This is a genomic window from Clostridium vitabionis, from assembly GCF_015351765.1.
In the GTDB taxonomy this organism is placed as follows: Bacteria; Bacillota; Clostridia; order Lachnospirales; family Lachnospiraceae; genus Clostridium_R; species Clostridium_R vitabionis.
The window spans coordinates 240,859-267,263 of record NZ_JADKQA010000002.1 but is presented as its reverse complement, the minus strand read 5'-3'; the positions used below and the strand labels follow the sequence as shown (position 1 = coordinate 267,263).

Below are 26,405 nucleotides of genomic sequence, written 5' to 3'. Positions count from 1 at the left end.
GTTTTCGCCGGTTCCGGGGAGCACGGGGAGAATCCGCCATTCTGTAGCCCCCCGCTTCCGGCATACAACCCCGGTCACGCCGGGAAAATCAGCACATCATAGCGGACCGCCTTCCCTGCATACACGGCATCCGGCTTCACCCCGCCGAGCAGCGGCCCCTTTATTGGGCGCTTGATGACGATCCTCTGCGGCCCGGCCGCCTTTGCGGCGTCTAAGAGTTCCCGCTCGTCCGTGCACGGCTTCTCCAGGCTGTGGATGAGCTGGAATTTCTTTTTCACCTGCGCGCTCTTCGTTCGCTCCGGGAACATCGGGTCCAGAAGGACCACATCCGGGCGGAAAGGGAGCTTCCTCATCGCCGGGATACTGTCCTCCGGGCAGAGCTCCATCCGGCCTGCCGCCTCCGCGAGCGCCGGGTCGTCCGCCGCCCTCCGGAGCGCGTCGGCAAGGAGCACGGCGAGAACCGGATCATACTCGTACATCCGCACCTTGAAGCCCGCCGCGGCAAGAAGAAGGGAATCTTCCCCGAGGCCGGCGGTGGCATCCACCACGGTCAGCGGCATCTCCGCGCCGCGGATACGGCATGCGCGGACAATCAGCTCCCGCTCCAGATTGCTCTGGCGGAGCCGCCGCAGATTTTTGGAGAAATCGCCGCCGATCTCCAGATTTCCATCCGTCAGCACGAGGCCGTGCGCGGTCTCCCTGAGAAAAAGCCCTTCCGGGAGTGTGGGATATTCGTTCATATTTATCTTCTCCTTCGCGCCTGCTGCGCCCTGTGAAATCATGATACTGCATTATCATATAACAGGCAAACTTTCCAGAATACTTCTGTAACAAAGCCTTAACATAAACTACGAAAAACCCGTGTATAATTAACCTTGTTAACAAAGATTGATACGTTGCTAACAAAATTCCTGTTGAACAAGAGGTGTTTTTTATGAAAACGCTGAATCGAAAACTGGCCGTTCTTCTGTTCACCCTGATCCTTGCGGTCAGCTCCGCATTCCCGGCACTCGCAGCGGGCAATACCACTGTAGCCGGTGCATCTTTCGCAACCTACACAAGCATCCCGTCCGGCTTCACCCAGATGGCCGGAACGCCGCTCTGCTTTTATGACGGCACGCCGGACAGCGTGAAAGAATCCGTAATAAACGCATTTGATTCCCTTCCGGACAATGTCCGGACGATGGCCGCGGTCGCCGGCTTCCACTATCTGGTCACCGACAAGGCGCACGCCGCAAATGTGCCGAACTTCCAGAACCCGGGCACTCTCCCCGCCGGGGAGACGATGCGGTTCTCCTACTATTACTACAGCGACGGGACAGTCACCCACACAGATTTCGCCGCGGTGATCTTCTATGACACCGAGGGGACAACCCCGGATCAGACACTGATCCACGAGACCGGCCACATGATGGACGACTGCATGCTGATGTACCGCGGAGCGCTCAGCTCCACCTCAAGTGAATTCAGCGCGCTGGCTGCGCAAGATAAAAACGTGATCGGCGGCTTCGACCGGAATTCCGCAGTCAACGTCTACACTTCCTCAGAGATTTTCGCCGAATCCTTCCGGATCTTCATGGACGATCCGGGCTGGCTCACGACAAATTGCCCAGAAATTTACAAGTTTGTAACAAATATCATTGATAATCTTCCAACAACCGGAAGGGCCAATTATTGATCGGACTGGAAAATTCAGCCGCGGCAGAGGAGAAATCCGGATCTGCCGCGGCTTTTCTATGTCCCGCGGTAATGCCCCTGATACTGACCGATATATGGCACCGGGAATTTTGACATGGAAGGCAAAACATGAGAAAATGAACCTGTTCAGCGCATGCGGGAAAACTTCCGGGGCAAGGCCGAATCGCCGGCCCGATCGAGTTAATGCATACACGCAAAGAAAGGAACCAGAAATCATGAGCAAAGAAATCAGGCCTGCGGTCATCGAGCACGCGGCAATTTACGGTAAAATCTATGCGGAAGCATTTTCCGGGGAGCCCTGGAACGATGCCTGGAAAACCAGCGATGCTATTATTCACGTGACCGAGCTTCTGGAATCCAGGCAGTGTTACGGGCTGGAATACCTCGTCGATGACCAGGTCGCCGGCTTCCTCCTCGGGACATCGATGCTTTTTCACTATGGGCGCACCTTTGAGATCAATGACCTTGCCGTCGCCCCCGCTTACCAGAAACAGGGGATCGCAGGCCTGCTGATGGAACGTTGCCTCGCCGATCTCAAGGCGCAGGGAATCGCCGGCATTCACCTGATCACGGCCGCGGAGGGGAACCTCCCCGCCTTCTATGAGAAATATGGCTTTACCAGGGAGAAGGAAGTCATCCTGATGGGGAAAACATGCTGATGGAAGTGCTGGAATACGGAAAGAAAAATGCGGAAACCGTCCTTCTCCAGATGGTGGACGACAATGACCTAAAAACCATGGAACAGGAGGTTGCCCTGATCCGGGAAAATGCGGGGGAAGACTTCCGCCTCCTGGCGTGCAGGGTCAGTGACTGGAATCTCTGCCTGTCCCCCTGGAAAGCGCCCGCCGTCTTCGGCAGGCAGGATTTCGGGGGCGGAGCGAAGGATACCCTGCGGGAGCTCCTGGACATCTGTCCGGAGAACGCGAAAATCTGCTATATCGGGGGCTACTCCCTGGCAGGCCTCTTCGCCCTCTGGGCGGCGTACCAGGCTGACCGGTTCCAGGGTGTCGCCGCGGCGTCCCCCTCGATGTGGTTTCCGGGATTTACCGAATACATGAGAGCCCACGAGCTCCGCTACGGGAACATCTACCTGAGCCTTGGCGATAAGGAAGAAAAAGCCCGGAATCCTGTCATGGCCACGGTGGGAGACAGAATCCGGGAGGCTGATCTCCTGCTCCGGGAGCAGGGGAAGAACTGTATTCTGGAATGGAATCAGGGCAATCACTTTCAGGATGCCGGCGTGCGGACGGCGAAAGCCTTCTCATGGGTAATGCGCCAGGAGGTCAGGTAGCCATCTCCTCCGGATCATAATCGAACTTGCCGTCGTTTTTCTCCTCGAGCGTCCGGATCAGGTCGTAAGCGCCCGCCGTGTAGGGAACGGGAATCCCATGCTCCGCCGCCTTCTTCATGAGGACGCCGCAGAACATGTCCACCTCGGTGTGCCGCTTCGCATCCAGATCCTGGAGCGTCGAATACCTTGCTGCCTTCCGGCTCCTGACCACGGTTCGATCCAACGGCTCCAGTGGAACCCCGCAGGCGGAAGCAACCGCGCGGACCTCCGCCTCAATCTTCCGGGAATAATCGAGCAGGTACGGGCTGTCGGAAATCGACCCGACCCCGGTGCCGGTGATCGCCTGCGGGATGTTATAGCAGAGGTTCCGCAGATATTTTTCCCACTCCTGTTTCAGGATATCCCCGTGAAATTGCGCGTGCAGCGGGGTATTCCGGAAAAAGGCGTCGATCGCGCTGCAGCGCTCCGTCATCTCCGGCGAGTCCGCCTCGCCGTACTGGAGCCCCCACGTGGTATCCGGGTCGAACCAGGTCTCCCCGTTCTCCCGCTGGGAGGAAATAATCATGAAGCTGTTGACGATGGGCTTCCTGCCCACCGCCTCCGACACGATCTCCTCCGAATCCACGCCGTTCAGCAGGGACATGACGATCGTATTTTCCCGGACGATGGTTTTCACCGCCGGAAGAATCTCCCGAAGGCCGCTGTATTTCGTCGCGATGAGGAGAAGATCCGCCCCGGCGGCTTCCTCCGGCGTCCGGACCTCGGGGAAGTACACTTTCCCGTTAATGTTCACGCCTCGCTTTCTCAGGCGCTCGGCCCGCTCTCCCTCCGCAACGAGGGCAAAGGCACTGCCCATGCTTTCCGAAAGCCCCCAGATAAAATAGCTTCCGACTGCTCCGGCGCCGATCAGCGCCACCTGATGAATATCCATATTTTCCTCACTCTCCTGACGCGCGGCTCCAGAAATCGACCGGCTCATAATCCTGGAGCTTCGCCAGGTAGCCGCGCGCGGCCAGTTTCTCCTGGATCAGGTCCAGGGTCGCCTCATCGTCCGCGCGGACCGTATGATAATGATACCCTGATGTCGTCTCCATCAGCAGGCGGGATTTCCCGCTCCCGATGTCCTCGATGTATTTCTCGATGTCCCGCCGGCTGCGGATATTCAGTACGCCGCGGATGACGCCGTACACCCTGTGGCAGACGAACACGTCCTCCACCTCGCCGCCGGTATCCACGATCAACTCCAGCTCATCCCGGACCTGCTGCTCGGTGTGGTAAACCTTGAACACCCGGGTTGCCCGATGCCCGCTCTGCAGGATGTAACCGCGGTTCGTGGACACGATCTCCCGCCCGGAAGCCCGGATCAGGGCAATGTCCTGCACAATCACCTGGCGGCTGACCGAAAACGTCCGGGCAAAGAGGCCACCGGAAATCGGTTTGGCGCTCGTCTCCAGCATGTGCAATATTTTTTCCCGTCTTTTCTCTCCGCTCACACGAACCCCTCTTTCCTGTCCCGTTTTCTGTCGATGGCTCCCACCGTTGATTGATCTTCTCCGCCGGGAAGTGTTCCTGTCCCGCCGGGAGGATTTTCTGCCCGCCGGGGCAATTTCCCGCCCCTTGGGAAAAGATTACTGCTCCACCGGGTGAAGATGCTTCAGGCTGAGGTCAAGGATCGGCGCCGAGTGTGTCAGCGCGCCGCTGGAGATGTAATCCACCGCGAGATCGCGGATCTTCGCGATATTTTCCCGGGTAACATTACCCGAGATCTCCACCTCTGCCCTGCCGTCAATGATCCGGAGAGCCTCCGCCATCGTATCATGATCCATATTGTCCAGCATGATGATGTCCGTCCCGGCGGATACCGCCTCGCGCACCTGGTCCAGCGTCTCCACCTCGATCTCGATCTTGCGGACAAAAGGCGCGTAGGCCTTCGCCGCGAGAATGGCCTCGCGGACGCCTCCCGCGGCGCCGATATGATTATCCTTGAGCAGGACGCCGTCAGACAGGTTGTAGCGGTGGTTTGTCCCCCGCCCCATCCGGACGGCATACTTTTCAAAAATCCGCATATTGGGCGTCGTTTTCCTGGTATCCAGCAGCTTGATCTTCGTCCCCGCAAGGAGGCTCACCATCTGCCTCGTGTACGTCGCGATGCCGCTCATCCTCTGCAGGTAGTTGAGGGCGGTTCTCTCTCCGCTCAGGATCACCCGGATATCGCCGCGGACGATGCCGATTTTCTGGCCCTTCTTCACTTCATCCCCGTCCGCGCAGAAAAACTCCGCCTTCGTATGCCCATCCAGCAGGGTGAACACGCGGGCAAATATCTGCAGGCCGCAGATGACGCCGTCCTCCTTGCAGATGAGGTCTGCCTCGCCGTCTTTTCCCGCCGGCATGACGCTGTTCGCCGAGACATCCTCCGAGGTCAGATCCTCGCGGAGGGCGCTCAGGATCAGCGGATCCATATTGATTTTCATCGTGACCGGATCGATCATCGAAATATCCTCTCTTTCTTCATCTTCAGCTTATGCCGTTTGCCCGGAAGCTGCCCGCGGATCCGCCATTCCGCGGAACGGCAAGGCAACATCCGGCACCTCTGGAAGATCAGACTGCGCGGGAGAGCTCCGGTGCCGCCTCCCGGTACTCGATCGGCATCTCCTCGCCCCCATTGTCACGGCGGATCGCGTCACGGACAAGACGGACATTTTCCCGGTTTCTCCTGCCGCTGTCCAGAAGGCCGCTGACATCATAGTTCTCGACCACGTCATGGCGGGAAGCCGCCTCGGCGTCGAGGGCAATGCACATCGCCGCCCGCTTCGCCCAGACCAGGCTCTCCAGCAGGGAATTGGAAGCCAGGCGGTTTTTCCCGTGAACACCGTTGCAGGCGGTCTCTCCGGCCGCGTACAGCTGCCTGAGGCTGGTCCTGCCCTCATGGTCGACCTTCACACCGCCCATGAAGTAATGCTGGGCAGGCACGACCGGAATCGGCTCCTTTAAGGCATCATACCCCATTTCCCGGCAGTGTTCCACAATATTGGGAAAATGCTCGAGCAGGGTTTTCTCCCCCACCGGGCGCAGATCCTCCCAGACGAAGGAAGTGCCGTCCTTCTCCATCTGTTTCCGGATCTCGATGGTCAGAAGGTCACGCGGAAGCAGCTCATCGGTAAATCTCTGCATATCCTTTCCGTAGAGCTTCGCCCCCTCGCCGCGCACCGACTCGGAGATCAGGAAGCTCCGGTCCTCCGGCTTCTCGGTGTAGAGCGTCGTCGGGTGAATCTGAATGTAGTTGAGGTGCTCGGTCGCCACATGGTGGCGGAGCGCCATGGCGAGGGAATCCCCGGTCAGGCTGCGGAAATTCGTGGAGTGGCGGTAGAGCCCGCCGATCCCACCGGTCGCCAGGACCACATTCGCGGCCATCACCTTCTCCAGGGAGCCGTTCTCCAAGAGGAGAACCGCGCCGTGGCAGCAGTTCCCGTCCGTGATCAGGTCAACCATCTCCGTGTGCTCCATGACGGTGACATTGTCCAGCTGGAGAACACGGTCTACCAGGTGGGTCGTGATCTCCTTGCCGGTGATGTCCTCGTGGAACAGGATCCGGTGGTGGGAGTGGGCGCCCTCGCGGGTGTAGCGGAGCGAACCGTCGAGATTCCGCGCGAAGCGGACGCCGTAGCTGACCAGGTCGCGGATGACCTCCGGCGACGACTTGATCATGATCTCCACGGACTTCCGGTCATTCTCATAATGGCCGGCCTTCATGGTATCGTCAAAATAGCTGCCGTAATCCGCCGGGTCCTTCAGGACGCAGATTCCTCCCTGGGCGAGCATGGAATCGCTGCTCGCAAGGTCCGTCTTGGTAATCATGAGAACCTTCTGCTCCGGCGGCAGGTTTAGCGCGCAGTAGCAGCCCGCCACACCGGCTCCCACAATCAAAACATCTGTCTTAATCATAATTGATGATCCTCCCTAATCTACGGGGTATCTTCCTTCGTCCTGCCGGTACCCCGAACTGCTGCTTTCGCCCAGTATAGCACAGGCGGGCATAACTGACAAGACAGTTGTTAAGTCTATTGTGTCACATGTCTTGACAGTAACACCTCCCGCCACTATACTGGAAACAGTTCATCGCAGGCGGGGAGAAGAGCCCGCAAAATGACTGCTTGCAGGCAGTTTTGCGGGCTCTTCCCCCCGCCTGCGGCCAAGCGCCGCAGGTGCTCGGAACTCCCACACCCCGCGAAGCAGCGCTTCGCGGGGTGTGGGAGTGCAGACGGTTACCAAATATAAAAATCAGGGGAATAACGTGATGAAGACAAATGAATTGCAGGAAATGATCATGCAGGCCAAAAAAGAGAGGGATGTCTGCATTCTCGCCCATGCCTACCAGAGTGAGGACATCTGGGAGGTGGCCGACTACATCGGGGATTCCTACGGGCTCGCAGTCCAGGCGGCGAAGGCGCCGCAGAAGACCGTGCTCATGTGCGGCGTCCGCTTCATGGCGGAAACCATGAAAACGCTGTGCCCGGAGAAGCGGGTCCTTCTCGCCAATCCTCTGGCAACCTGCCCGATGGCGATGCAGATGACCAGGAACATGGTGGAAAAGCTCCGCGAGGAGCACCCGGACTGTGCCGTGGTCGCCTACATCAATACCACGGCGGATCTCAAATGTGCCGTGGACGTCGTCGTGACCTCCTCCTCCGCGGTGAAGATCGTGAAAGCCCTGCCGGCAAAAAAGATTCTCTTTATCCCGGACTGCAACCTTGGCCGCTGGGTGGAAAAACAGTGCCCGGACAAGGAGTTCATTTTCTATAAGGGCGGCTGCCCGACCCATCTCAAGAATACCCGTGAGGATGTAGAATACGCAAAATCCCTGCATCCGGACGCGAAATTGCTCGTCCACCCCGAATGCAGGGAAGAAGTGACCGCGCTCGCCGACTACGCCGGGAGCACCACGGGGATCCTGAAGTACGCGAAGGAATCCCCGGACCGCGAATTTATCATCGGCACGGAGAACAGCATCGTGCAGCACCTGCAGTTTGCCTGCCCGGACAAGAAGTTCTATCCGCTCTCCGTCGAAACCGTCTGCCCGAATATGCGCGCCACGACACTTGCGGATGTCTACAACGCGGTCACCGGGGCCGGCGGCGAGGAGATCGAGCTTCCCGCGGAAGTGATGGAGCATTCTGTCCTGCCGATTCGGAAAATGATTGCTCTCGGCGGCTGATTCCGGCGGACGCAGGATTTGTCTCAGCGCTCGTGCACCAGCTTCCCGGTAATCTGTTCGGGAACCAGCTCGAGAATCTGCACGCGGTCTCCATTTTTTCGAAGATCCTCCCGGTAAAATTCCTTCTGCTCCGGGTAAATGTGCATGGAGAGCTTCCACGCCGCGTCGAGCACTCTCTGATGATCCTCAACCGGGGCAATACGTCCGAAGACAATGACGCTCCGGACATAGCGGGCGAAGCCGCCGTCCGGCTTTCCCTCGTCCATCACGCAGAAGGAGACCTTGTCATGCCTCGCGATGGCATCAATCTTGTGGCCTTCCTTCGCCCCGTGAAAATAGAGGTGCCCATCCTCATCGCAGAAATAATCGATCGGGAGGCCATAGGGATAATCGTCATCCCCGAGCACGGAGAGAACCCCGAGATGTCCTTTCTTAAGGACATCCAGAGCCTCCTCATCGGCGAGCTGCTGTTTAAACCTTCTCATCTTTCGGAACATACTTTGCATCCTTTCTTGCTCCGGCGAAGTCCGGAGCCTTCCCCATGCTCTTATGCGCTCCGGCGAATTCCGGAACCTGCCCCACGCTTTTATGCACCCCGGCGGAGCTCCCGGAAGGCGGGGATCCGGTCAATGGTCATCACCAGCGCCAGGGAAATGAGCCGGTCCAGATAATCTGTGACGATCTGCACCGCAAAAATCGACCCGGTCAGTCCCAGGGGCGTGTGGGAGAGCAGCGCGACGATCGCCGAGGAGCCGGAGGAGGTAACCCCGCCAAACACAGCCGCATTGATTACGGCAACGACGAGCGTTCCCGGAACCGTGATCAGGAGAGCCGCAAGAAACAGTCCGGGACCTGCCGCGTGAATCCGCCTGAGCACGAGCCCGGAAGCCAGGCCCAGGATCATCCCGGCGGGCGCGAAATACAGGGAGTAGATATCCCCGGCCATCATCATGAGTATGCCGGAAATGAGCGGTGGCAGCATGCCCGTCACCGGGCCGAACATGAGGCCGGTCAGGATTGTCCCGATGCTGTCCAGATAGACCGGAAGGCGGAGAAGCAGGGCAAGCTGCCCTCCGGCATAATTGATGCAGACGGCCGCCGCCAGCATACAGATCCGGAACGCCGGATTTTTCGTCCTCGCTGCGTGAACTTTTTCCATGTTAGAACCTTCTTTCTGGAAAGTCAATCTCCTCCTCCGGAACCCCCGTCAGCCGGGACAGGAACATTTTCCAGAAGGCGGGGACATCCGCTTCTGTATACACCGTGGAATTGGCCGGCTTCCGCCAGAACTTCATGGCATCCACGACGGTCTGCCCCATCGAAATGCCCTGGACCTCCACATCCGTGAATGCGTCAAACCCGGAGAGCAGCGCCGGATCGAGAAATGCCGCCACCGCCAGCGGATCGTTAATAACACAGCCAATCAGGCGCTCCTGGATCCAGTGAAAATCAAAGTAAAACCGGGTGATTTTCCGGACAAAGCCGCCGACCTCCGGGTTCAGGCGGTTCATATACTCAAGCAGGGTCGGCGTCAGCACGATCTTTCTCGTGACATCCAGGCCGACCATCCGGATTTTCCTGCCGAGACTGCCCATGGTGTGATAAACCAGCCTCGCCGCGTCGGGATCCTCCCAATAGTTGTACTCCGCCACCGGGGAACAGTTGCCATAGCTCCGGAAATTGCCGCCCATGGAGACAATCTCCTCCGCCGCGGCAAGGGCAGCCGGATTTTTCTCCGCCAGGCGGGCGAGGTTTGTCATCGGGCCGAGCGCGATCAGGGAACAGCCGCCGTGAAGCAGATTTTCCTCCAGAAAATCCACCGCGGTCACCCCATGAAGGCCGGGCGCCGGGTCTCCCGGGATCTCCGGGAGAAAACTCTCCCCGAGGCCGTCGGCGCCGTGGGTGTCCAGGGCGTTCACGTACTCCCGGGCAAGCGGCCGGCTCTCGCCCGCAATCACCGGGACGTCCAGCCGGTGCATGAAGGACAGCACCTTCCGGGCATTTCCCACCCCCATCTCCACCGGGGAATTGCCGGCCACAACCGTGATGCCGGCGACACGGATCTCCGGGCTCCTGAGCGCCAGCATAAGCGCCAGGGAATCGTCGATTCCGGGATCGCAGTCGATAATGACTTTCTTTTCCATGGTCTTCCTTTCCGCAAGCGGATAAAACCGATCTATTCAGCACATCTCGCGAAGCAGAGCTTCGCTCGATGTGCGGGGACACTCAGCCACATGGATCTCCCCGGCGCGCCAATCCGTCCGCGGATGTCAGCTGTTCAGCCGCTGTCACGCGAAACTGCGCTTCGCATGACAGCGGGCCGAGCACCTCCGGTGCCCGGCCATATGCCGGGGATGCTGCGCAAAACCGTCTGCAAGCAGCCGCCTTGCGCCCACTTCACATTTCTATTCAGAATCCGCACATCTCGCGAAGCAGAGCTTCGCTCGATGTCCGGATTCCAAGCGCCTCCGGCGCTTGGACACATGCGTCTCCCGGTGGGCGCAATTTCGTCTGCAAGCAGCCGCCTTGCGCCCACCGGGAGACGCATGTGCTGAATAGATAACAAAAAGTTGCTTATGTCCCATCCGAAACATAAGCAACCGATGATCTCTATTCCCGATTTGCCTGTTTTTTTATCCTGGGATGGTCTTCGAACCAGGGCGGATTGATCTCCGCAATTTCTCATCATACACAAAACCGCCGGTTTTGGCAAGCGGCATTTTCCGCCTTTATCCGAAGATGCCGCCGAAAAGCCCTTTCTTTTTCACCGTCTCCGAGGAAGCGCCAAGGTAATGATACCCGGTCTCCTCGATCGCGCCTTTCAGTTTTTCCGGGTCAACCGGGTTCTCAGTCAGAAAGACCGCCTCCCCTTTCTTGTGAGAGGAAGAAACCCTCTTTGCCTCCGGGAAAACCTTCCGGATCACGTCGTTCATATGGGATTCGCACATGCCGCACGCCATGCCGCCGACTTTTACTGTTGTCCTGATCATCCTCTGCCTCCTGAATGCCGCGGATCCCACCGCGGACGTCAAATTCCCTGCTTGGTGTCCTTTAGTTTAAACCGCTCCGGAATCTTGCTGCGGTCCACATGGCATTTGTCACACCCGGAGCAGCCACCGCCGCACTCTGCACAGCTCGAACCGTGTTTCCGATGATAGCGGACCGCCAGAATAAATAAACCGGCGATAACCGCCAGAATGACATAACTTGCGAAATTCATCCCCTGCTCCTTCCTGCCCGCCAGCCCAGCGTTCTTCCGCCGCCCGCGGAGCGAAGCTTTGGCCTACCCTAGTAGTAAGCTCTGCTTAACTTTCATTTGTCCTCTTTTCATTAAATTACTCTAACTGCTGGAAGGGCTTTTGTCAAGACGCTTCCGAAAAATTCTGAGCAGTGTCATGAACCGCCGGAAGATCCTGAACCACGGGATAAGCCTTCGGGAGATTCTGAAATCCGGCTATTGCATTTCTGCTATTAGTTGTGTATAACTGTTATTATGAATTTAAACTGTTGGGTATATTTTTTAACTTGAAAGGATAAGCCATGAGAGTTGATGAAGATAACGGGGTCAAGAAGACCACGGAGGATTATCTGGAAGCCATCCTGATGATCCATGAGCGCCAGGGCTATGTCCGCTCCATCGATGTGGCGGAGCAGCTCGGCGTGACCAAGCCAAGCGTAACCTACACAACGAAGCGCCTCCGCGAAAGGGGATATATCACCTCCGACCACGCGGGAATGCTGATCCTCACCGAGGCAGGCACGAAGATTGCGGAAAATACCTACAACCGCCATAAGAAGCTGACCCAGCTCCTGGTCAAGCTCGGCGTCGGGGAAGAGCAGGCCAGAGCCGATGCCTGCAAGGTTGAGCATGATATCAGCGAGGAGACCTTCAATGCCCTCTGCTCCATCCTGTAACCTCGAATAGCAGGGGATTCCTGTCTCCTCACAGCACATCAGCCTGGAGAGGGCTCTCATCTTCTCCCCCCGCCATCGGGCAGGAAGGGGAAATCAGCCCTCGATCTCTCACCCCACCGGAAGAACCGCGGGCGGAGGAACCGGTCCAATCGGACCGGTTCCTCCGCCCGCGGTTTTTCCGCAGAGCACTTAATTTGTTTCAACATGGCGGAGAAAAACCATCTGGTCTCCGTCATTTCCGGAGAAGACCTTCTGAAAATCTCCGGTCATCTCCGCCATGATTGCGCTGGACTGATACCAGCTGCTGTCCGCCTGGTACACCCGCCCTGCCTTCACAGCGGAAAAATCCGCGAACAGCGGGCTTTTTCCCAGCAGATCGTCCCGGGAGGCAATCTCCCCGCCAAGCACGCTGTCATAGAAGAGAAAATCCGCGTCCTTCGCCCGGCTGTAGAATTCCTCCATGGTCAGTTTTGTGGCATTCTCCTGCCCGGAAGGCGTAAGGTCATCAAAGAGGGAAGTTCCCCCTGCCTTCCGGATCATGTCCGCCACCAGGTCGTCGCCGTGCCGCACGGAGACCTGCCCGTTCTGCAGCACCGTGAAAAATACCGCCGACGGTTTTCCGGCCTGGCCACTCACGGCGTCATTCTCCGCGCTTTCCGCTTTCTCTTTCTCGCCGTGGTAAAACTTCTCCGCCTCATCATCCTTCCCCAGGATCGCGCCGTAAACCCGGATCCACTCCATCCGCCCGAGCGCGGTGGCCTCATAGCTTGAGGAATCCACGAAGACGGGGATTCCCAGCTTTTCCAGCATCTCCCGGACTTCCGGCGAGTGGTTGATCATCGTAGATTCGATGGCCAGGCCGCAGCCGCGGCTCGTGAGCAGCTCGTAGTCCGGGGCACTGTATTTGCCGGCGTAGGTGAGCGTTCCCCTGTCATAAGCTTCCTTCGGGGCATCGATCTCCCAGGAGTCCCTCGGGAGGCTGCTCATCGCCACCGAATCCATGGCGCCCAGCGCGTCAAAAAAGGAGGGGACAGAACTCGCCGCCGCGTAGATTTCCGGAGGGTTCTGCCGGATCACCGCAACCCCGTCCGGCAGATGATCCCTCGCCTCCTCCGGGAGGGCGTCCCCGCCCCCCGGTACGACCAGGATGCTGCTGTCACGGCTCCTGATAAGGCTGATCCCGCCGTCATACCGGTCGATCCGGAAGTTTTCCGCATCTTCCGGAAGCTCAGCCTGTTCAAGAGAGAGGCCGGGGATCTCCGGAGGATCTCCGAGGGCATTTTGGTTTTTTCCGCCAGGCGCGCCGCTCCCGCCGGAAGTCCCGGCTTCCGTTTTTTGAAGGGCCGAGAGGTCGCCGACCCGGGACAGCGTCCCGCCGAACGCCGACGCATTCTCCTTTGTCCCTACAAAAATGGTATACTCGATTTCGTGCGGCGCGGACATCGCGACAGTCGTCGCGGTGATGGAGAGCGGCGTATTCTCCGTGACCGGGATCCGGAACGCGGAATCTCCCCCGTTCTCTCCCTCCTCCGGGGAAATGCTCTCCTCCCCCGCCTTCACCTGCGTGTAATTCGGGCTGGAGAAAAGGATGACTGCTGTCTCCTGCCCATATTCCCCTGACGTCACCTCCCGGCACGCCATGCGCACCCTGCCGGAGCCGCCCTGCCAGGAGAACCAGAGCGCATCCCCGGAGACCGCTTTCTCCGAAGCTGCATCCTCCGCCGCCCCATTCCCAGCTCCCGCCGCGGAACTGTCCGCCACATCCGTGTTTCCCCTGCCGCATCCGGCGGTGAGGGCGAACAAAAGAAGCATCGCCGCAAGCAGGGCGGATGAACCGCGCAAGAATCCCCGGAAATCCCGAAGTCCCCTGCGGAGCCTTCCACGGACGGCGGACAGCCGATCGTTCCGCGTCACTGCTTTACAGGGTCAGACACCATCACCCTGTGGTCATACCATTTTCCCTTGGTGCCCAGAAGCGCCAGATCAAACTCCTGGCCGACCGCCGGCACCGGCACATCGAAGCCGTTCACCGTCTCCACCGTACCGTCGCTGTACTTCACCTCATCCTTTGTGGGTGCGAGAAGCTGCGCGCCATTCTTCTGCGCCTCCTCCGCTTTGCCCGGGTAAAGATTCACGATATTCTCCGAAGGCAGGGAGATATGGATCGTCATTTTCCCTCCGGAGACGGTCAGCGTCCCCTTCCCGTCCATCGCGTCGTTCACATGAAACATGGCGCTGTCGGTGGTAAATGCTGCCGTGTAGGTTCCATCCTCCAGGGCAGCCGGCGCAGCAGTGTTCCCGCTTCCCGCCTCACTCGCCGAAATCCCGTCCATCGCTGCCTTCGTGTGGCTCACATAAATTTCCTCAATCTCCGGGATCCGGCCCATCCCCTCGATCTGGCAGTCTACCCGGTCAAAATTCCCGGAGGCCTGGAATTGGCTGAGCCACGAATCCGGGTCGTCCGCATCCGCCATGTCGTTGTTCGCATGGTCGCCGGCGACTACCATGAGCGGCCTGAGGACAACCTTCCGGTAACCGGCGTCATGCACCTTGCCGATCACCGCCTCACAGGCGGTATCCGCAGGCTTTCCCTCAACCGTCCCGATGAAGACGTTCTTATACCCGAGGGCATCCATCTGCGCCTGCATCTGGTCGTAGGTGATCTGCGCCTCGTGGGATGTCCCATGACCCATGAATACGAAGGCAGTTCCATCCGATGCCGCGGCATCCAGGGAAGCAGAGCCGGCTGTCTTCACCGCCTGCGCGGTGACCGCTTTTGCAACGGCCTCCTTATCGCCATTGACCACCATCTTATCCTCTCCGACCTCGCCGAGAAGCGGCTCCGCCACCGTGACAGAGGCAAACTTGTCCCTCACCTTGTCCACCGAGGCGCACAGCTCGTCGTACTCTGCCCCGTGCATCAGATGCGTTGGCTGCACCACCAGCTCCTTCACGCCATTGTCGACAGCCCGCTGGAGCGCCTGATCCATGTTGTCGATCTTCTCCCCGTCCCGGGCTTCGATGTGGTTCAGGATGATCTGTGCGGTAAATGCCCGCCGAACGGACCAGTCTGGATATGCGACGGCGAGCGCTTTCTCGATGCCGCCGATATCCTCGGTGCGGCTGTCATTGAACGAGGTTCCGAAGCTGACCGCGAGAATCTCCTTCTCCCCGATGTTGTCCCCGTTCCCCGGATCATCCTTCGAGGCATCGCCGGTATCCCGCCCGAAATACTCCGGATCCGCATTCTCCCCATGCACCAGTGCTTTCTGCGCATCGGTGAGCGCGTCCCAGGCCTTCTTCGCCTCGGCGCACTGTTCATCCGTCTTGTCTGTCCTCTCCTGGACGTAGATGGCGTCGATAAGCTCCGCCACGTGATCCGCGGCCGCCTGGTCAGCGGCTGCCTGCTCAGCAGCCGCTTCCGTGCTCTCCCCGCCGGCTGCACCTGTCTTCGCTGCCGGTGTGCTGCCCCCGCAGCCCGCCATCACAAGCCCCGCACAGGCAACAGCTGCGCAGAAAATTCGAAGATTTCCTTTTTTCATCACTTTTCCTCCTTATATCCTCTCGCCGTCACCAGTTTTCCCGAAAGCACCCGGGTCCGGCAGTTCCCGATAAATACGGTCATCAGCATGTCAGCTTCCCTGTCCCGGAGCTCGCCGAGCGTCAGGATCTCCACGCCTTCCCCGCCGCGCCCGATGCTGCGGGCGATCCCGCAGGGCGTATCCGCCGGGCGGTACCGGAGGATCTCCCCGCACGCTTCCCGGAGAATCTCCCTGCGGGTGTGGCTCCCCGGATTGTAGAGGCAGAGGACAAATCCGCTCTCCGCCGCCGCGCGGACGCGGCCGAGAATCTCCTCCCGGGGGATCAGGAGATCGCTCAGACTGATCACGGCAAAATCATTTTCCAGCGGGGCACCGAGCAGGGCGGCTCCGGAGCTTGCCGCGGTAACCCCGGGAATCACCCGCACGGAAACGCCGGTTCCCTCCGCCATGGCAAGGCAGAGGCCTGCCATCCCATAGATCCCCGCGTCCCCGGAGGAAACGACAGCCGTCCCGAGCCCGGACTGCGCAAGCGCCACCGCCCGGCGGCAGCGTTCCTCCTCGGAGCGCATCCCGCTCTCCTCGAAACGTTTTTCCAGAAAAATCTCCCGGAGAAGCGCGGTGTACGTCCGGTAGCCGACAATGATGTCCGCCTTCCGCAGTGCTTCCATGGCCTCGATCGTCATGGCGCCCTGCCTTCCCGGCCCAATGCCGATCACAGTAATATCTCCCATCCTCTCTCCTTTCCTGTGCGGCCTGTCCCGTGGGAAGGCCAGTGGTCTTTTTTCCTGCCGCGAGCAGGATTGTTCCCGCGGCAGCCACGATTCTTATGGGCAGCAAAAGGCCTGCCGCATATGCGGCAGGCCATACTTTCCCCATTCTCTCCGGGATACAATCCCCTCATGTTCGTGCAGCCAGTCGCTCGTGGTTATCGCACCGTCTGGGGCAGGTCTCCTGGCTTGCGCGGTCCGCACGGCCGCCTTCCCGGAATCCGCCGGGGAAAATGGCCGATGCCGCGGATACAGTGACGAGTTCGTGCCGGATTCCCACCGGCTTCCCTATTCTCCGGTCCGGGGAAGCCCGCCGCGCATGGCGCGGTTCTTCGTCTTCCGGGCCGGCACCTCAGGCACCGCTATTCAGATATCATCCAGCATACACCCTGCGGACGTCCATCGCAAGGGCAATATTCATCGCGATACCCGACAAAACCCAGGAAATCGGATAAATGATGAGCAGATTTTCGATCGTGTGATGGCTCTGGAAAAAAGTGGCGATCCAGATCAGGCGGAACGCGCAGGATCCGATCATCGTGATCACCATCGGGATCACCGAGTGACCGCGGCCGCGCAGGCAGCCGCCGGAAATCTCGTAGGTGCCGGTCAAAAGCTCCATGTTCCCGATATAGCGGAACCGGGCAAAGGCGTACACAATAACCCCGGGATCTGTCGTGAAGATCTGGATCAGGGTATTCCGGAACCCGTAGAAAAGCATACTGACCGCGAAGGTGGCGGAAAAGCCGATCATCGTCGTGATAAGGTAAACCTTCCGGCAGCGGTCATATTTTCCCGCCGCAAAATTCTGGCTGGTGAAGGTGGTCGCGGTCTGGGCGAAGGCGAAGATCACGAAGTACGCCATATACTCGAAATTCTGCGCCGCCGTGTTGCCGGCGATGCAGTCGGCGCCGAAGCTGTTGACGCCGGACTGGACCACAACATTGGAAATATTGAAGACCATGCCCTGAAGGCCGGCGGGAGCGCCGATCGCGATGATCCGCTTCGCCTCCCGCGCGGAAATCCTGAGCTTCCGGAAGGAGAACCGGAACGCTTCCTCCTCGTGCCCGAGGAAGTCCAGCACCAGGACAGCGCTGAGGATATTCGAGAGCACCGTGGCGATCGCCACACCGGCCACGCTGAGGTGGCAGACCCCGACAAAATACAGGTTCAGGACCACATTCAGCATGCCGGAGATCATGAGGACCCGGAGCGGCCGGCCGGAATCTCCTTTTGCCCGGAGCACCGAGGAGCCGAAATCGTAGACCAGCATAAACGGCATCGCGCCGAAGTAAATCCGAAGATAGAGAGAGGCGAGCGGCAGAACCTCATCCGGCGTGCTGATCGCCCGGAGGATCGCCGGCGCGAGAACAAGGCCGAGCAGCCAGATCAGGATGCCACTCAGAAACGCCATCGCGATGCTGGTGTGCACGGCGTCACCGATCTTCTCCCTGCGGTTCTGGCCGATCAGTGCTGCCACAAGGACATTTGTGCCCAGCGAGAGGCCGCCAAAGAGGCTGACCATAAGGCCGACGATCGCGGCATTTGACCCCACCGCTGCCATCGCCGTGGAATTCTCGAACCGCCCGATCACCGCGAGATCTGCCGCGTTAAAAAGCTGCTGGAGGACACTGGAAGCTGCAAGCGGCAGCGCGAAACGGACGATCTTCCCAGCCAGAGGCCCGTTCAGCATATCCACCTGCCTTGAATTGATCCTGCGCATACATCACACCTTCCTAAGCATCTACTGAAAAAGAACCGAACTCACTATACCGCAAAACCATGGGCCGGGCAATTTTTTTCGGTCATCTGGCGGATCCTCATTCCGCTCCGGCTATCCGCGAGAGAGGCACAAAGGCGCGCCGCCGTCCGGCACACACAGAAAAAGGCTGCCCCGATCACACGAAACCGTGAGACCGGGACAGCCTGTAATCACAGCGGAAAACGAGAGGCGGCAGGCCGCTCGTGATTATCTTCTCTGCGCGGATACCTGGAGAAGGCCGGCGCTGCTGAGCGCCGAGTACAGCAGCGGACCGACAACCGCCGCGGCAACCATCTTGCAGAAATCTTCCACAAGAAACGGGGCGACACCGACGCCGAACGCGGCGCCGAACGTCATGTGCGCGCTGTAAGCAAGCCACGCCGTACCGAGAAGATACGGAACCCAGGTTGCGGCGAACATGCCGATCACAGAGAGCACCGGCTTGCGGCCAGCCTTCACGATCACCGCGCCGGCGATCAGTGCCATGGGAAGAAATCCGATCAGATACCCGCCGGTGGGGCCGAGCAGTTTCGCCGGGCCGCCGGTGAAACCGGAGAAGACCGGAAGGCCGGCAAGGCCGATCAGCATATAGAGCAGGTAGGCGATAGCTCCGTCCCGCGTTCCCAGGACGTACATCGTGATATAGATCGCAAAATTGGTGAGCGTCACCGGCACCGGCCCGATGGGGATGGACAGCGGCCCGAGGATACAGATCACCGCCGCCATGACGGCAATCAACACATTGCGCCTGATTCTGGATTCCTTCATTTTCCTATTCTCCTTTATTCCTTATTCTGTGGTAACTGTCCAGCCCCCGCATGTGCTGTACAGTTTCATTCCGCGAAAGACATGGCGCCCTCCGGAAGCAGGGACCAGCCCATCTCCGTGAACATCTGCCTGTCCTGGCTGATATTGCATCCCGTGGTCGTCAGCATATCGCCGGTGATCGTGGCATTGCTTCCCGATTGGAAGAGCACCCGCCCGCCGTCGGAAAATGCGTTCCGCCCGGCGGCAATCCGGATATCCGCCTCCGGCGCGATAAACCGGAACATGGCAACCGTGCGGACCACATCATCGTTGCTGATCGGGGCGACATGCTCGAGCGGCGTTCCCGGAATGGGTCTCAGCACATTGATGGGGATCGAACGGACACCCAGGGAAGCGGCGGTCAGTGCCATATCGATGCGGTCCTCCCAGGCCTCGCCCATGCCGATGATGCCGCCGGAGCAGACCTCCATGCCGGCCTCCTGCGCCATCCTGATCTCCCGGATCTTGTCATCGTAGGTGTGGGTGGAACAGATCTTCGCGAAATACCGCCTTGAGGTTTCCAGGTTGCAGTGGTACCGGGTAGCTCCGGCCTCCTTAAGCCTCCGGAGCCCCTCCGCGGAAACCAGGCCATGGGAAGCGCAGAGTGCGATCCCCGGACACTCCTCATGCATCCGGCGGTAGGCCTCGACTGCCGTATCCAGGTCTTTCCCCGCCAGCGTCCTCCCCGCCGTCACGATGGAATACCGGTTGATGCCCCGCCTCTCATGTTTTTTGCAGTCCTCGACGATCTCCTCCGGGTCAAGAAAACCATACTCCTCTACGCCCGTGGCATTGCACTTGGCCTGCGCGCAGAACTTGCAGTCCTCCGAACAGCGGCCGCTTCTTCCATTGATAATCGCGCAGAGGGAGACCCGGTTCCCGCATGCTTTCTCCCGAATCCGGTCCGCCTCCCGGGAAAGCTCCGCAAGATCCGCGGTGACCATGCCGAGGCACTCCTCCTGCCGCGTAAGCCGCCTCCCGGCAAGAATCTCATCCGCCAATTTTCGAATCTCTGTCATTTTTCCTCCATCCGGTTTTCTAAGCGCCCGGCACATCGCTTCAGGCTGTAATTGTTAACCGTAACTGCATTTTTAGTTTACATTCTTTTTCCATTATACGGTCGGCGGGCAAAATGTCAACTTTCTTTTTATTATTGTTTACAATGTCAAAATGATTCTTATTTTCTCTCGACCGGCTGGTTCCGGATAGAGCTGCGGGGCATCCCCGGAGACGAAAAATCACCGGGGATGCCCCGCTCTTTGATGTATTTCTCAAAAAATCTGCTAGAATAGAACTAATTGTTTTCAATTCAAGGAGGTATGCCCATGCCCTGTACAACAATTCTTGTCGGCAGAAAAGCAAGCTATGACGGCTCCACGATCATCGCCAGAAACGATGACTCCGGCGCCGGATATTTCACCCCGAAAAAATTCACGGTTGTCCTTCCGGAAAAGCAGCCTCGGCACTACCGTTCTGTGCTCTCCCACGTGGAGGTGGAACTTCCCGATCACCCCATGCGCTATACCGCGACGCCGAACGCCATCCCCGGAAAAGGGATCTGGGCTGCCGCCGGCGTCAATGAAGCCAATGTCGCCATGACCGCGACGGAGACCATCACCTCGAACGAGCGCATTCTCGGCGCGGATCCGCTGGTAAAGCTTCAGCCCGCGGAGGGAACAGAGGGGACACCGGATTTTCGGCCGGAAGTCCCCGGCGGCATTGGCGAGGAAGACCTCGTCGTCCTGACCCTCCCCTACATCCACAGCGCGCGGGAGGGCGTCGCCCGCCTCGGCCTGCTGCATGAGACCTACGGCACCTATGAGAGCAACGGCATCGCGATTGCCGACGTCGATGAAATCTGGTGGTTTGAGACCGTCGGCGGCCATCACTGGATCGCCCGCCGCGTGCCGGACGACAGCTATGTCACCATGCCCAACCAGCTGGGGATCGACGATTTCGACCTGAAAGACGCCCTGGGCAAACAGAAAAACTTCATGTGCTCCGCGGACATGGAATCCTTCCTCGAGGAGAATCACCTCGACCTCTCCCTGGACGGCAGGCTGAACGCCCGCGACACCTTCGGCAGCCACTCGGACGCGGACCACTGCTACAACACCCCGCGGGCATGGTACATGCAGCGCTTCCTGAATCCGCGGACCTGCCGCTGGGACGGCCCGGATGCCGATTTCACACCGGAATCCGACGATATCCCATGGTGCCGGGTTCCCGAGCGCAAAATCACCGTCGAGGATGTGAAATATATTCTCTCCAGCTATTACCAGGGCACGCCCTATAACCCATACGCAAAATACGGAAATCCGGACATGCGGGGCGCCTACCGCTTCATCGGCGTCAACCGGAACGACTTCCTGGGCATTTTCCAGCTCCGCCCGTACGCGCCGAAAAAACTCTGCGCGGTGGAATGGATCGCCTTCGCCTCAAACCCGTTCAATGTCCTGATCCCTCAGTACACGAATATCGAGCGGACGCCGGACTATCTCGCGAACACCACCGGCCGCGTCTCCACAGATAACTTCTACTGGGCAAGCCGCCTGATCGGCGCCCTTGCGGACGCCCACTATGGAAAATGCATCCAGCAGATAGAGCGCTACCAGGAGGCCGCCGGGGCAAGGGCGCACGAGCTCATCGCCCGCTTTGACAGGGAATATAAAGATGCGAAGAAGCAGGCGGAGGAAAATGGCGACGCAGTCCAGGCTTCCGAGCTCCGCTTTGCCGAGCGGGCGAATGACGCCTTCGCGGACGCCGCCCGTGCGGAGACAGACGCGGCACTGCGCGAGATTCTCCTCATCGCCGCCAACAACATGCAGAACCAGTACGCGAGAAACGACCACTGACCGTCTCTCCATCTTATCGCCTCAGGGCAGAATCGAGGAATGCACAATGACTTATCAGGAACTTCTGGAAGCGGCACGCAGCAGCATGGGTCCTCACTGCAAGGCCTGCCCGGTCTGCAACGGAAAAGCTTGCGGAAATCAGATCCCGGGACCCGGCGCCAAGGGAACCGGGGATGTCGCCATCCGAAATTATGAAGCCTGGCAGAAAATCCGCGTCAACATGAACACCATCGCCGAAAACCGCGAGCCGGACACAACCTTTGACTTTTTCGGCCATACCATGCGCTACCCGGTCTTTGCCGGCCCGGTGGGTGCCGTAAACCTGCACTACGGCGACAAGCTGGACGACATCGCCTACAATGACATCCTCGTTTCCGCCTGCGCGGAGAATGGCATCGCCGCATTCACCGGCGACGGCACGAATCCGGAGGTCATGAAGGCCGCCACGAAGGCGATCCGGGCGCAGGGCGGCGTCGGCATACCGACGGTAAAGCCCTGGGACAGCAATACCATCCGGGAAAAGCTCCGGCTTGTCCGGGAATCGGGCGCCTTCGCCGTGGCCATGGACGTGGACGCGGCCGGGCTGCCGTTCCTCCAGGGCCTCACCCCGCCAGCGGGAAGCAAGACCGTTGCTGAACTCGCGGAGATCGTCCGCGATGCCGGCAAGCCGTTTATTGTGAAGGGCGTCATGACCGTCCGCGGTGCCGTCGACGCTGCCAAGGCGGGCGCGTCCGCCATCATCGTCTCCAACCACGGCGGCCGCGTTCTTGACCAGACCCCGTCCACCGCGGAGGTTTTGGAAGAAATCCGCGAGGCGGTCGGGGGAAATGTCCTCGTCCTGGTCGATGGCGGAATCCGCAGCGGCACAGACATTTTCAAGGCACTCGCGCTCGGCGCGGACGGTGTCCTGATCGCCCGTCCCTTCGTCACCGCGGTGTACGGCGGCGGAAAAGGCGGCGTGAAGCTCTACATCGAGAAGCTCGGCAGCGAGCTCCGCGACACGATGCGGATGTGCGGCACCGCCTCACTGAAGCAGATCTCCAAGGAGAACCTGTTCAAGCCTTCATCCGGATATGTCGCCTTCTGATGCCGGAAATCCGACGAAAAAACCAAATTTTTTATGGGGGAAAGTATGGAAAACAGCAGAAAACAGCGAAAGCCCAACGGGAAAGCCCTGATTCCCTTTCTCATCTTTGTGGGCGTCTATCTGGCCACCGGCGTCATCCTGAATCTTCAGGGCGTCGAATCCGCCTTCTACCAGCTGCCGACGCCGATCGCGGCGTTTGTGGGCATCATCGCCGCCTTCATCATGATGAAGGGAACCATGGAGGAAAAGCTCCACACCTTCATGGAAGGCTGCGGGGATGAAAATATCATGACGATGTGCATGATCTATATTTTCGCGGGCGCATTTACTACCGTGACCAAGGAGATGGGCGGCATCGACGCCGCGGTCAACATGGGCATGGCGGTCATCCCGCCCCAGTTTCTCGCTGCGGGCGTCTTCGTCATCTCCGCCTTCATCGCCCTGGCGACCGGGACCAGCGTGGGGACCATCGTCTCCGTGACCCCCATCACCATCGGCCTCGCCGAGGCCGGCGGCCTCAATGTGCATCTCATCGTCGGCGCCACGATCGGCGGCGCGATGTTCGGCGACAACCTGTCGATGATCTCCGACACCACGATCGCCGCGACGAGAACCCAGGGGGTGGAGATGAAGGACAAATTCCGGGAAAATTTCCGGATTGCCCTCCCGGCGGCCATCCTGACCGTCGTCCTTCTCCTCGCCTTCGGCCGCCCGGATACGGTTCCTGCCGTGCAGGGCTATCCCGTCGACCCGATCCGCATCCTGCCCTATGCCTTCGTCCTCGTGAGCGCCCTTCTGGGCATGAACGTCTTCATGGTTCTCGTGGGCGGAATCCTGCTCTCCGGGGCGATCGGCATCTTCTCCGGCAGCTTCAGCCTGCTCGGCTTTGCCAATAACATTTACCAGGGATTCACCAGCATGTTCGAGATCTTCCTCCTCTCCATGGTCACCGGCGGCCTCGGCGCGATGGTGACCGGCGAGGGCGGCCTGGACTGGATCCTGGAAAAAGTCCGCGGCATCATCCGCGGGAGGAAATCCGCGGAGCTCGGCATCTCCGCGATGGTCGCCCTGACAGACTTCGCCACCGCGAACAACACGGTTGCCATCATCATCAGCGCACCGGTCGCCAGGGACATCAGCGAGACCTACGGCGTAGACCCGAAGCGGACGGCGTCGCTGCTCGACATCTTCTCCTGCGTCGTCCAGGGCATCATCCCGTACGGCGCGCAGGTGCTCTACGCCTGCGCCCTGCTGGAAAATCTCGGGAGCCCGTTCCAGGTTGTAGGATGCTGCTGGTACTCGTACCTCCTGATGATCGCCGCGCTGATCTCGATCGCGGTCTCAGGAAAACGGAAATCTGCCCCGCAGGAAGCCGCCTGAATGCCCGCCGCGCGGCTTTTGCCCCCCTGCGGGGCTGCGGGGCGTCCCGGTCCGCGGGGCGCTGCTTCCTCACTCCGCGGCCTTGGTGTCCACCAGCGCGCCCTGGACAACAAAATTGTCCGTGTGGCCGCTCCCGTAGCAGGTGGAGAGCGTGACCAGGCGCGGCCGGCCAGCAAAATCAAACTCCAGATCCGACGGCTGATAGGCGGACTTCCCTTGGCTCACGCGGACCACCCGGTCGTATTCCTCATCACTCCCAACCGGGCTGTAGATGGTCTCATCTTCATTAGAAATCACAAAATACGCGAAAATTCGATATTTCTCGATCCGATCCGGAAAATACAGGAAAAAATACGGATCTGCGGCAGCAAGCGACGGGTCACGGCTGAAATTTTTCAGCTTCCCGAACATGCTGCCGTTTTTCATGTTATGCCCGTATATGATGGTCTTCCGGTCCGTAAAACCGCGGGCGGCATAGCTGTCGACAAAGATGCTGCCGGCGGGATTCCGTTTCCCGTCGAAGGTCTCCGTCAGATACCGGTCATTATCCTCCGTGTAGGTGACCGGGTAGGTCACCCCGAGCGCCGGGATATGGATAACGCAGGCAAAATCCGCGTTCGCCCTGGCAAGGCCGGCGTAGTCGATGGCAAGCGGCGGAAAATCCGGCAGCGGCTCTGCCTGCGGCGCCACAGTACCGGCCTCCGCGGCATCCGTATTGCCCCCTGCGGTGGCCTCCACGGACGTCTCCACGGTGATCATTTTCCCTAGTTCCGCGTAATCCCGGTCCGCCTCCCGGTAGCGCAGAAGCGAGGTGGCCAGCATATAGCTGCTGTAGGCAAAAATCACGAGCAGGACTGCCGGGATAAGGAGGGAAATCACCCGACCGGCAGCTCCACCTTTTTTCTTTTTTTCCATAAGCCCTCCCGCATCCCTGCTTACTCTGCGTGCTCTTTCAGCACACGGCAGAGATATTCTGTCTGTTCCGCGGTCGTCGCCCAGCTTGTCGCGATGCGGGCCACCGTGTGGGTCTCATCCGCCTTCTCCCAGAAACCGAGCACAGCCTCCCCGGAAATCGCCCGATACTGTTCATCCGGAAGGATAATGAAGATCTGGTTGGTCGGATTCTCCGAAAAGAAGCGGTAACCGCAAGCCCGGAGAACCTTCCGGATCTCCTGCGCCGCGCGGATCGCATTTTTCCCGATTTCTTCATAGAGGTTGTCGGTGAACAGCGTGTCAAACTGAATCCCGGCAAGCCGCCCTTTCGCGAGAAGCGCGCCGTGCTCCTTGACCAGGGTGAAGAAATGCGGAATCGTCCCGCGCTTCGGGAAGACAACCGCCTCCCCGAGCCAGGCGCCGCACTTCGTCCCGCCGATGTAGAACGCCTCGCAGTTCGCAGCGAGAACTGGCAGCGTGATGTCATTTTCCGGTGCTGCAAGGGCATAGGCGAGCCGGGCGCCGTCCACATAGAGCGGCAGATGGTGCCTGAGACAGGCCTCGTGAAGCGCTGCGAGCTCCCCAGCGGAGTAGAGTGACCCGAACTCCGTCGGGAGGGAGATGTAGACCATTCCGGGCTGGACCATGTGGTCGCGGCTCTCGTCCGCGAGAAACGCGGCCATAAACTCTTCCAGCTGCTCCGCACTCATCTTGTCCCGGCATCCAGGGATCGTGAGCACCTTGTGGCCGCAGTATTCGATGGCTCCGGCCTCGTGCACCGCGATATGGCCGGTGCCGGCGGCAACGACCCCCTCATAGCGGCGGAGAAACCCGTCGATGACCACCGCGTTGGCCTGTGTGCCGCCGACGAGAAAATACACCTCCGCGTCGGGAATCCCCACCGCCCCGCGGATTTTCTCCCGCGCGCTCTCCGACACGGAATCTGTGCCGTACCCCGGCTCCTGAAGCGCATTTTCCTCCGCCATCCGCTGCACGATCTTCGGATGGGCGCCCTCCAGATAATCACAGGAAAAATTGTATCTCGCCATAGTGTCCTCCGTCCAGCGGCACGCGCCGCCCTGTTTTCCTCCAGAATACCACAGGTTGCGGCGGGACACAAACCGGAATGGGAACCTGGCCGACCCCTCTTGCGATT

General features: G+C 59.6%; 26 protein-coding genes and 2 riboswitches. Of the genes, 8 read left to right on the top strand and 18 right to left on the bottom strand.

Going from position 1 to position 26,405, the window contains the following annotated elements:
- Nucleotides 1-74: 74 nt before the first annotated feature.
- Nucleotides 75-740, bottom strand: coding sequence for a class I SAM-dependent methyltransferase (locus ISF27_RS06115; RefSeq protein WP_235986051.1), 666 nt, complete (start codon nucleotides 738-740; stop codon nucleotides 75-77).
- 194 nt (nucleotides 741-934) lie between these two features.
- Between ISF27_RS06115 and ISF27_RS06110 the strand changes: the two genes are divergently transcribed.
- From ISF27_RS06110 to ISF27_RS06100, 3 genes are all read left to right on the top strand, one after another.
- The gene (locus tag ISF27_RS06110; RefSeq protein ID WP_194610188.1) at nucleotides 935-1,678 is read left to right on the top strand and encodes a hypothetical protein; all 744 of its coding nucleotides are present in this window, start codon (nucleotides 935-937) and stop codon (nucleotides 1,676-1,678) included.
- Nucleotides 1,679-1,913: 235 nt separating this feature from the next.
- Nucleotides 1,914-2,357: a GNAT family N-acetyltransferase gene (locus ISF27_RS06105; RefSeq protein WP_194610186.1), complete on the top strand. Its 444-nt coding sequence runs from the start codon at nucleotides 1,914-1,916 to the stop codon at nucleotides 2,355-2,357.
- Complete coding sequence (locus tag ISF27_RS06100; protein WP_194610184.1) at nucleotides 2,357-2,989, top strand: esterase; 633 nt, start codon at nucleotides 2,357-2,359, stop codon at nucleotides 2,987-2,989. Before ISF27_RS06105 ends, ISF27_RS06100 begins: the two co-directional genes overlap by 1 nt.
- On the opposite strand, the gene ISF27_RS06095 is transcribed toward ISF27_RS06100, so the two are convergent.
- From ISF27_RS06095 to ISF27_RS06080, 4 genes are all read right to left on the bottom strand, one after another.
- A complete protein-coding gene (locus tag ISF27_RS06095) occupies nucleotides 2,982-3,920 on the bottom strand; it encodes a ketopantoate reductase family protein (RefSeq protein WP_194610182.1) in 939 nt (312 codons plus the stop codon). The two genes, ISF27_RS06100 and ISF27_RS06095, sit on opposite strands and share 8 nt — an antisense overlap.
- Nucleotides 3,921-3,927: 7 nt before the next feature.
- Entirely contained in the window at nucleotides 3,928-4,482 is a 555-nt protein-coding gene (locus tag ISF27_RS06090; RefSeq protein ID WP_194610180.1) for a transcription repressor NadR, read from the bottom strand.
- 135 nt (nucleotides 4,483-4,617) lie between these two features.
- Nucleotides 4,618-5,478: a carboxylating nicotinate-nucleotide diphosphorylase gene (gene nadC, locus ISF27_RS06085; protein WP_194610178.1), complete on the bottom strand. Its 861-nt coding sequence runs from the start codon at nucleotides 5,476-5,478 to the stop codon at nucleotides 4,618-4,620.
- Nucleotides 5,479-5,587: 109 nt separating this feature from the next.
- Nucleotides 5,588-6,931: an L-aspartate oxidase gene (locus ISF27_RS06080; protein WP_207727397.1), complete on the bottom strand. Its 1,344-nt coding sequence runs from the start codon at nucleotides 6,929-6,931 to the stop codon at nucleotides 5,588-5,590.
- A 352-nt stretch (nucleotides 6,932-7,283) separates the two neighbouring features.
- Between ISF27_RS06080 and nadA the strand changes: the two genes are divergently transcribed.
- The gene (nadA, locus tag ISF27_RS06075; protein WP_194610176.1) at nucleotides 7,284-8,201 is read left to right on the top strand and encodes a quinolinate synthase NadA; all 918 of its coding nucleotides are present in this window, start codon (nucleotides 7,284-7,286) and stop codon (nucleotides 8,199-8,201) included.
- 23 nt (nucleotides 8,202-8,224) lie between these two features.
- On the opposite strand, the gene ISF27_RS06070 is transcribed toward nadA, so the two are convergent.
- The 5 genes from ISF27_RS06070 to ISF27_RS06050 form a co-directional block, all read right to left on the bottom strand.
- Nucleotides 8,225-8,686 carry a pyridoxamine 5'-phosphate oxidase family protein gene (locus ISF27_RS06070; RefSeq protein ID WP_235986050.1) on the bottom strand — a complete coding sequence of 154 codons (462 nt, stop codon included), beginning with the start codon at nucleotides 8,684-8,686 and terminating at the stop codon, nucleotides 8,225-8,227.
- A 101-nt stretch (nucleotides 8,687-8,787) separates the two neighbouring features.
- On the bottom strand, nucleotides 8,788-9,360 hold the full coding sequence (locus tag ISF27_RS06065; protein WP_207727396.1) for an ECF transporter S component: 573 nt from the start codon (nucleotides 9,358-9,360) through the stop codon (nucleotides 8,788-8,790).
- 1 nt (nucleotide 9,361) lies between these two features.
- Complete coding sequence (locus tag ISF27_RS06060) at nucleotides 9,362-10,345, bottom strand: nucleoside hydrolase (RefSeq protein WP_194610171.1); 984 nt, start codon at nucleotides 10,343-10,345, stop codon at nucleotides 9,362-9,364.
- Between the two features lie 475 nt (nucleotides 10,346-10,820).
- Nucleotides 10,821-10,866: riboswitch (PreQ1 riboswitch) on the bottom strand.
- A gap of 64 nt (nucleotides 10,867-10,930) precedes the next feature.
- On the bottom strand, nucleotides 10,931-11,191 hold the full coding sequence (locus ISF27_RS06055; protein ID WP_194610169.1) for a heavy-metal-associated domain-containing protein: 261 nt from the start codon (nucleotides 11,189-11,191) through the stop codon (nucleotides 10,931-10,933).
- Nucleotides 11,192-11,229: 38 nt separating this feature from the next.
- The gene (locus ISF27_RS06050; protein ID WP_194610167.1) at nucleotides 11,230-11,421 is read right to left on the bottom strand and encodes a FeoB-associated Cys-rich membrane protein; all 192 of its coding nucleotides are present in this window, start codon (nucleotides 11,419-11,421) and stop codon (nucleotides 11,230-11,232) included.
- Nucleotides 11,422-11,741: 320 nt separating this feature from the next.
- Here ISF27_RS06050 and ISF27_RS06045 point away from each other — a divergent pair, with 320 nt between their 5' ends.
- Complete coding sequence (locus ISF27_RS06045) at nucleotides 11,742-12,116, top strand: metal-dependent transcriptional regulator (RefSeq protein WP_194610165.1); 375 nt, start codon at nucleotides 11,742-11,744, stop codon at nucleotides 12,114-12,116.
- A 189-nt stretch (nucleotides 12,117-12,305) separates the two neighbouring features.
- On the opposite strand, the gene ISF27_RS13425 is transcribed toward ISF27_RS06045, so the two are convergent.
- The 6 genes from ISF27_RS13425 to bioB all read right to left on the bottom strand — a co-directional run bounded on the left by ISF27_RS13425 (nucleotide 12,306) and on the right by bioB (nucleotide 20,004).
- A complete protein-coding gene (locus ISF27_RS13425) occupies nucleotides 12,306-14,030 on the bottom strand; it encodes an ABC transporter substrate-binding protein (RefSeq protein WP_194610164.1) in 1,725 nt (574 codons plus the stop codon).
- Nucleotides 14,027-15,658, bottom strand: coding sequence for a sirohydrochlorin cobaltochelatase (locus ISF27_RS06035; protein WP_194610161.1), 1,632 nt, complete (start codon nucleotides 15,656-15,658; stop codon nucleotides 14,027-14,029). Before ISF27_RS06035 ends, ISF27_RS13425 begins: the two co-directional genes overlap by 4 nt.
- Entirely contained in the window at nucleotides 15,658-16,389 is a 732-nt protein-coding gene (gene cobJ, locus ISF27_RS06030; protein ID WP_194610159.1) for a precorrin-3B C(17)-methyltransferase, read from the bottom strand. The genes ISF27_RS06035 and cobJ overlap by 1 nt, the downstream gene beginning before the upstream one ends.
- A gap of 193 nt (nucleotides 16,390-16,582) precedes the next feature.
- Nucleotides 16,583-16,758, bottom strand: a riboswitch (cobalamin riboswitch).
- A 40-nt stretch (nucleotides 16,759-16,798) separates the two neighbouring features.
- Complete coding sequence (locus ISF27_RS06025; RefSeq protein WP_194610157.1) at nucleotides 16,799-18,148, bottom strand: MATE family efflux transporter; 1,350 nt, start codon at nucleotides 18,146-18,148, stop codon at nucleotides 16,799-16,801.
- A gap of 246 nt (nucleotides 18,149-18,394) precedes the next feature.
- Entirely contained in the window at nucleotides 18,395-18,955 is a 561-nt protein-coding gene (locus ISF27_RS06020; RefSeq protein WP_194610155.1) for a biotin transporter BioY, read from the bottom strand.
- Between the two features lie 65 nt (nucleotides 18,956-19,020).
- Nucleotides 19,021-20,004, bottom strand: coding sequence for a biotin synthase BioB (bioB, locus tag ISF27_RS06015; RefSeq protein ID WP_194610554.1), 984 nt, complete (start codon nucleotides 20,002-20,004; stop codon nucleotides 19,021-19,023).
- Between the two features lie 315 nt (nucleotides 20,005-20,319).
- On the opposite strand from bioB, the gene ISF27_RS06010 reads away from it, so the two are divergent.
- The 3 genes from ISF27_RS06010 to ISF27_RS06000 are packed head-to-tail and all read left to right on the top strand — an operon-like array spanning nucleotide 20,320 to nucleotide 24,316.
- A complete protein-coding gene (locus ISF27_RS06010) occupies nucleotides 20,320-21,849 on the top strand; it encodes a C69 family dipeptidase (RefSeq protein WP_194610153.1) in 1,530 nt (509 codons plus the stop codon).
- A 46-nt stretch (nucleotides 21,850-21,895) separates the two neighbouring features.
- Complete coding sequence (locus ISF27_RS06005) at nucleotides 21,896-22,936, top strand: alpha-hydroxy-acid oxidizing protein (protein WP_194610151.1); 1,041 nt, start codon at nucleotides 21,896-21,898, stop codon at nucleotides 22,934-22,936.
- Between the two features lie 45 nt (nucleotides 22,937-22,981).
- Nucleotides 22,982-24,316: a Na+/H+ antiporter NhaC family protein gene (locus ISF27_RS06000; RefSeq protein WP_194610149.1), complete on the top strand. Its 1,335-nt coding sequence runs from the start codon at nucleotides 22,982-22,984 to the stop codon at nucleotides 24,314-24,316.
- Between the two features lie 69 nt (nucleotides 24,317-24,385).
- Here ISF27_RS06000 and ISF27_RS05995 read toward each other — a convergent pair whose 3' ends face one another.
- Both ISF27_RS05995 and ISF27_RS05990 read right to left on the bottom strand, forming a co-directional pair.
- Nucleotides 24,386-25,231, bottom strand: coding sequence for a class B sortase (locus tag ISF27_RS05995; RefSeq protein ID WP_194610147.1), 846 nt, complete (start codon nucleotides 25,229-25,231; stop codon nucleotides 24,386-24,388).
- 20 nt (nucleotides 25,232-25,251) lie between these two features.
- Entirely contained in the window at nucleotides 25,252-26,298 is a 1,047-nt protein-coding gene (locus tag ISF27_RS05990; RefSeq protein WP_194610145.1) for a threonine aldolase family protein, read from the bottom strand.
- Between the last annotated feature and the right edge of the window lie 107 nt (nucleotides 26,299-26,405).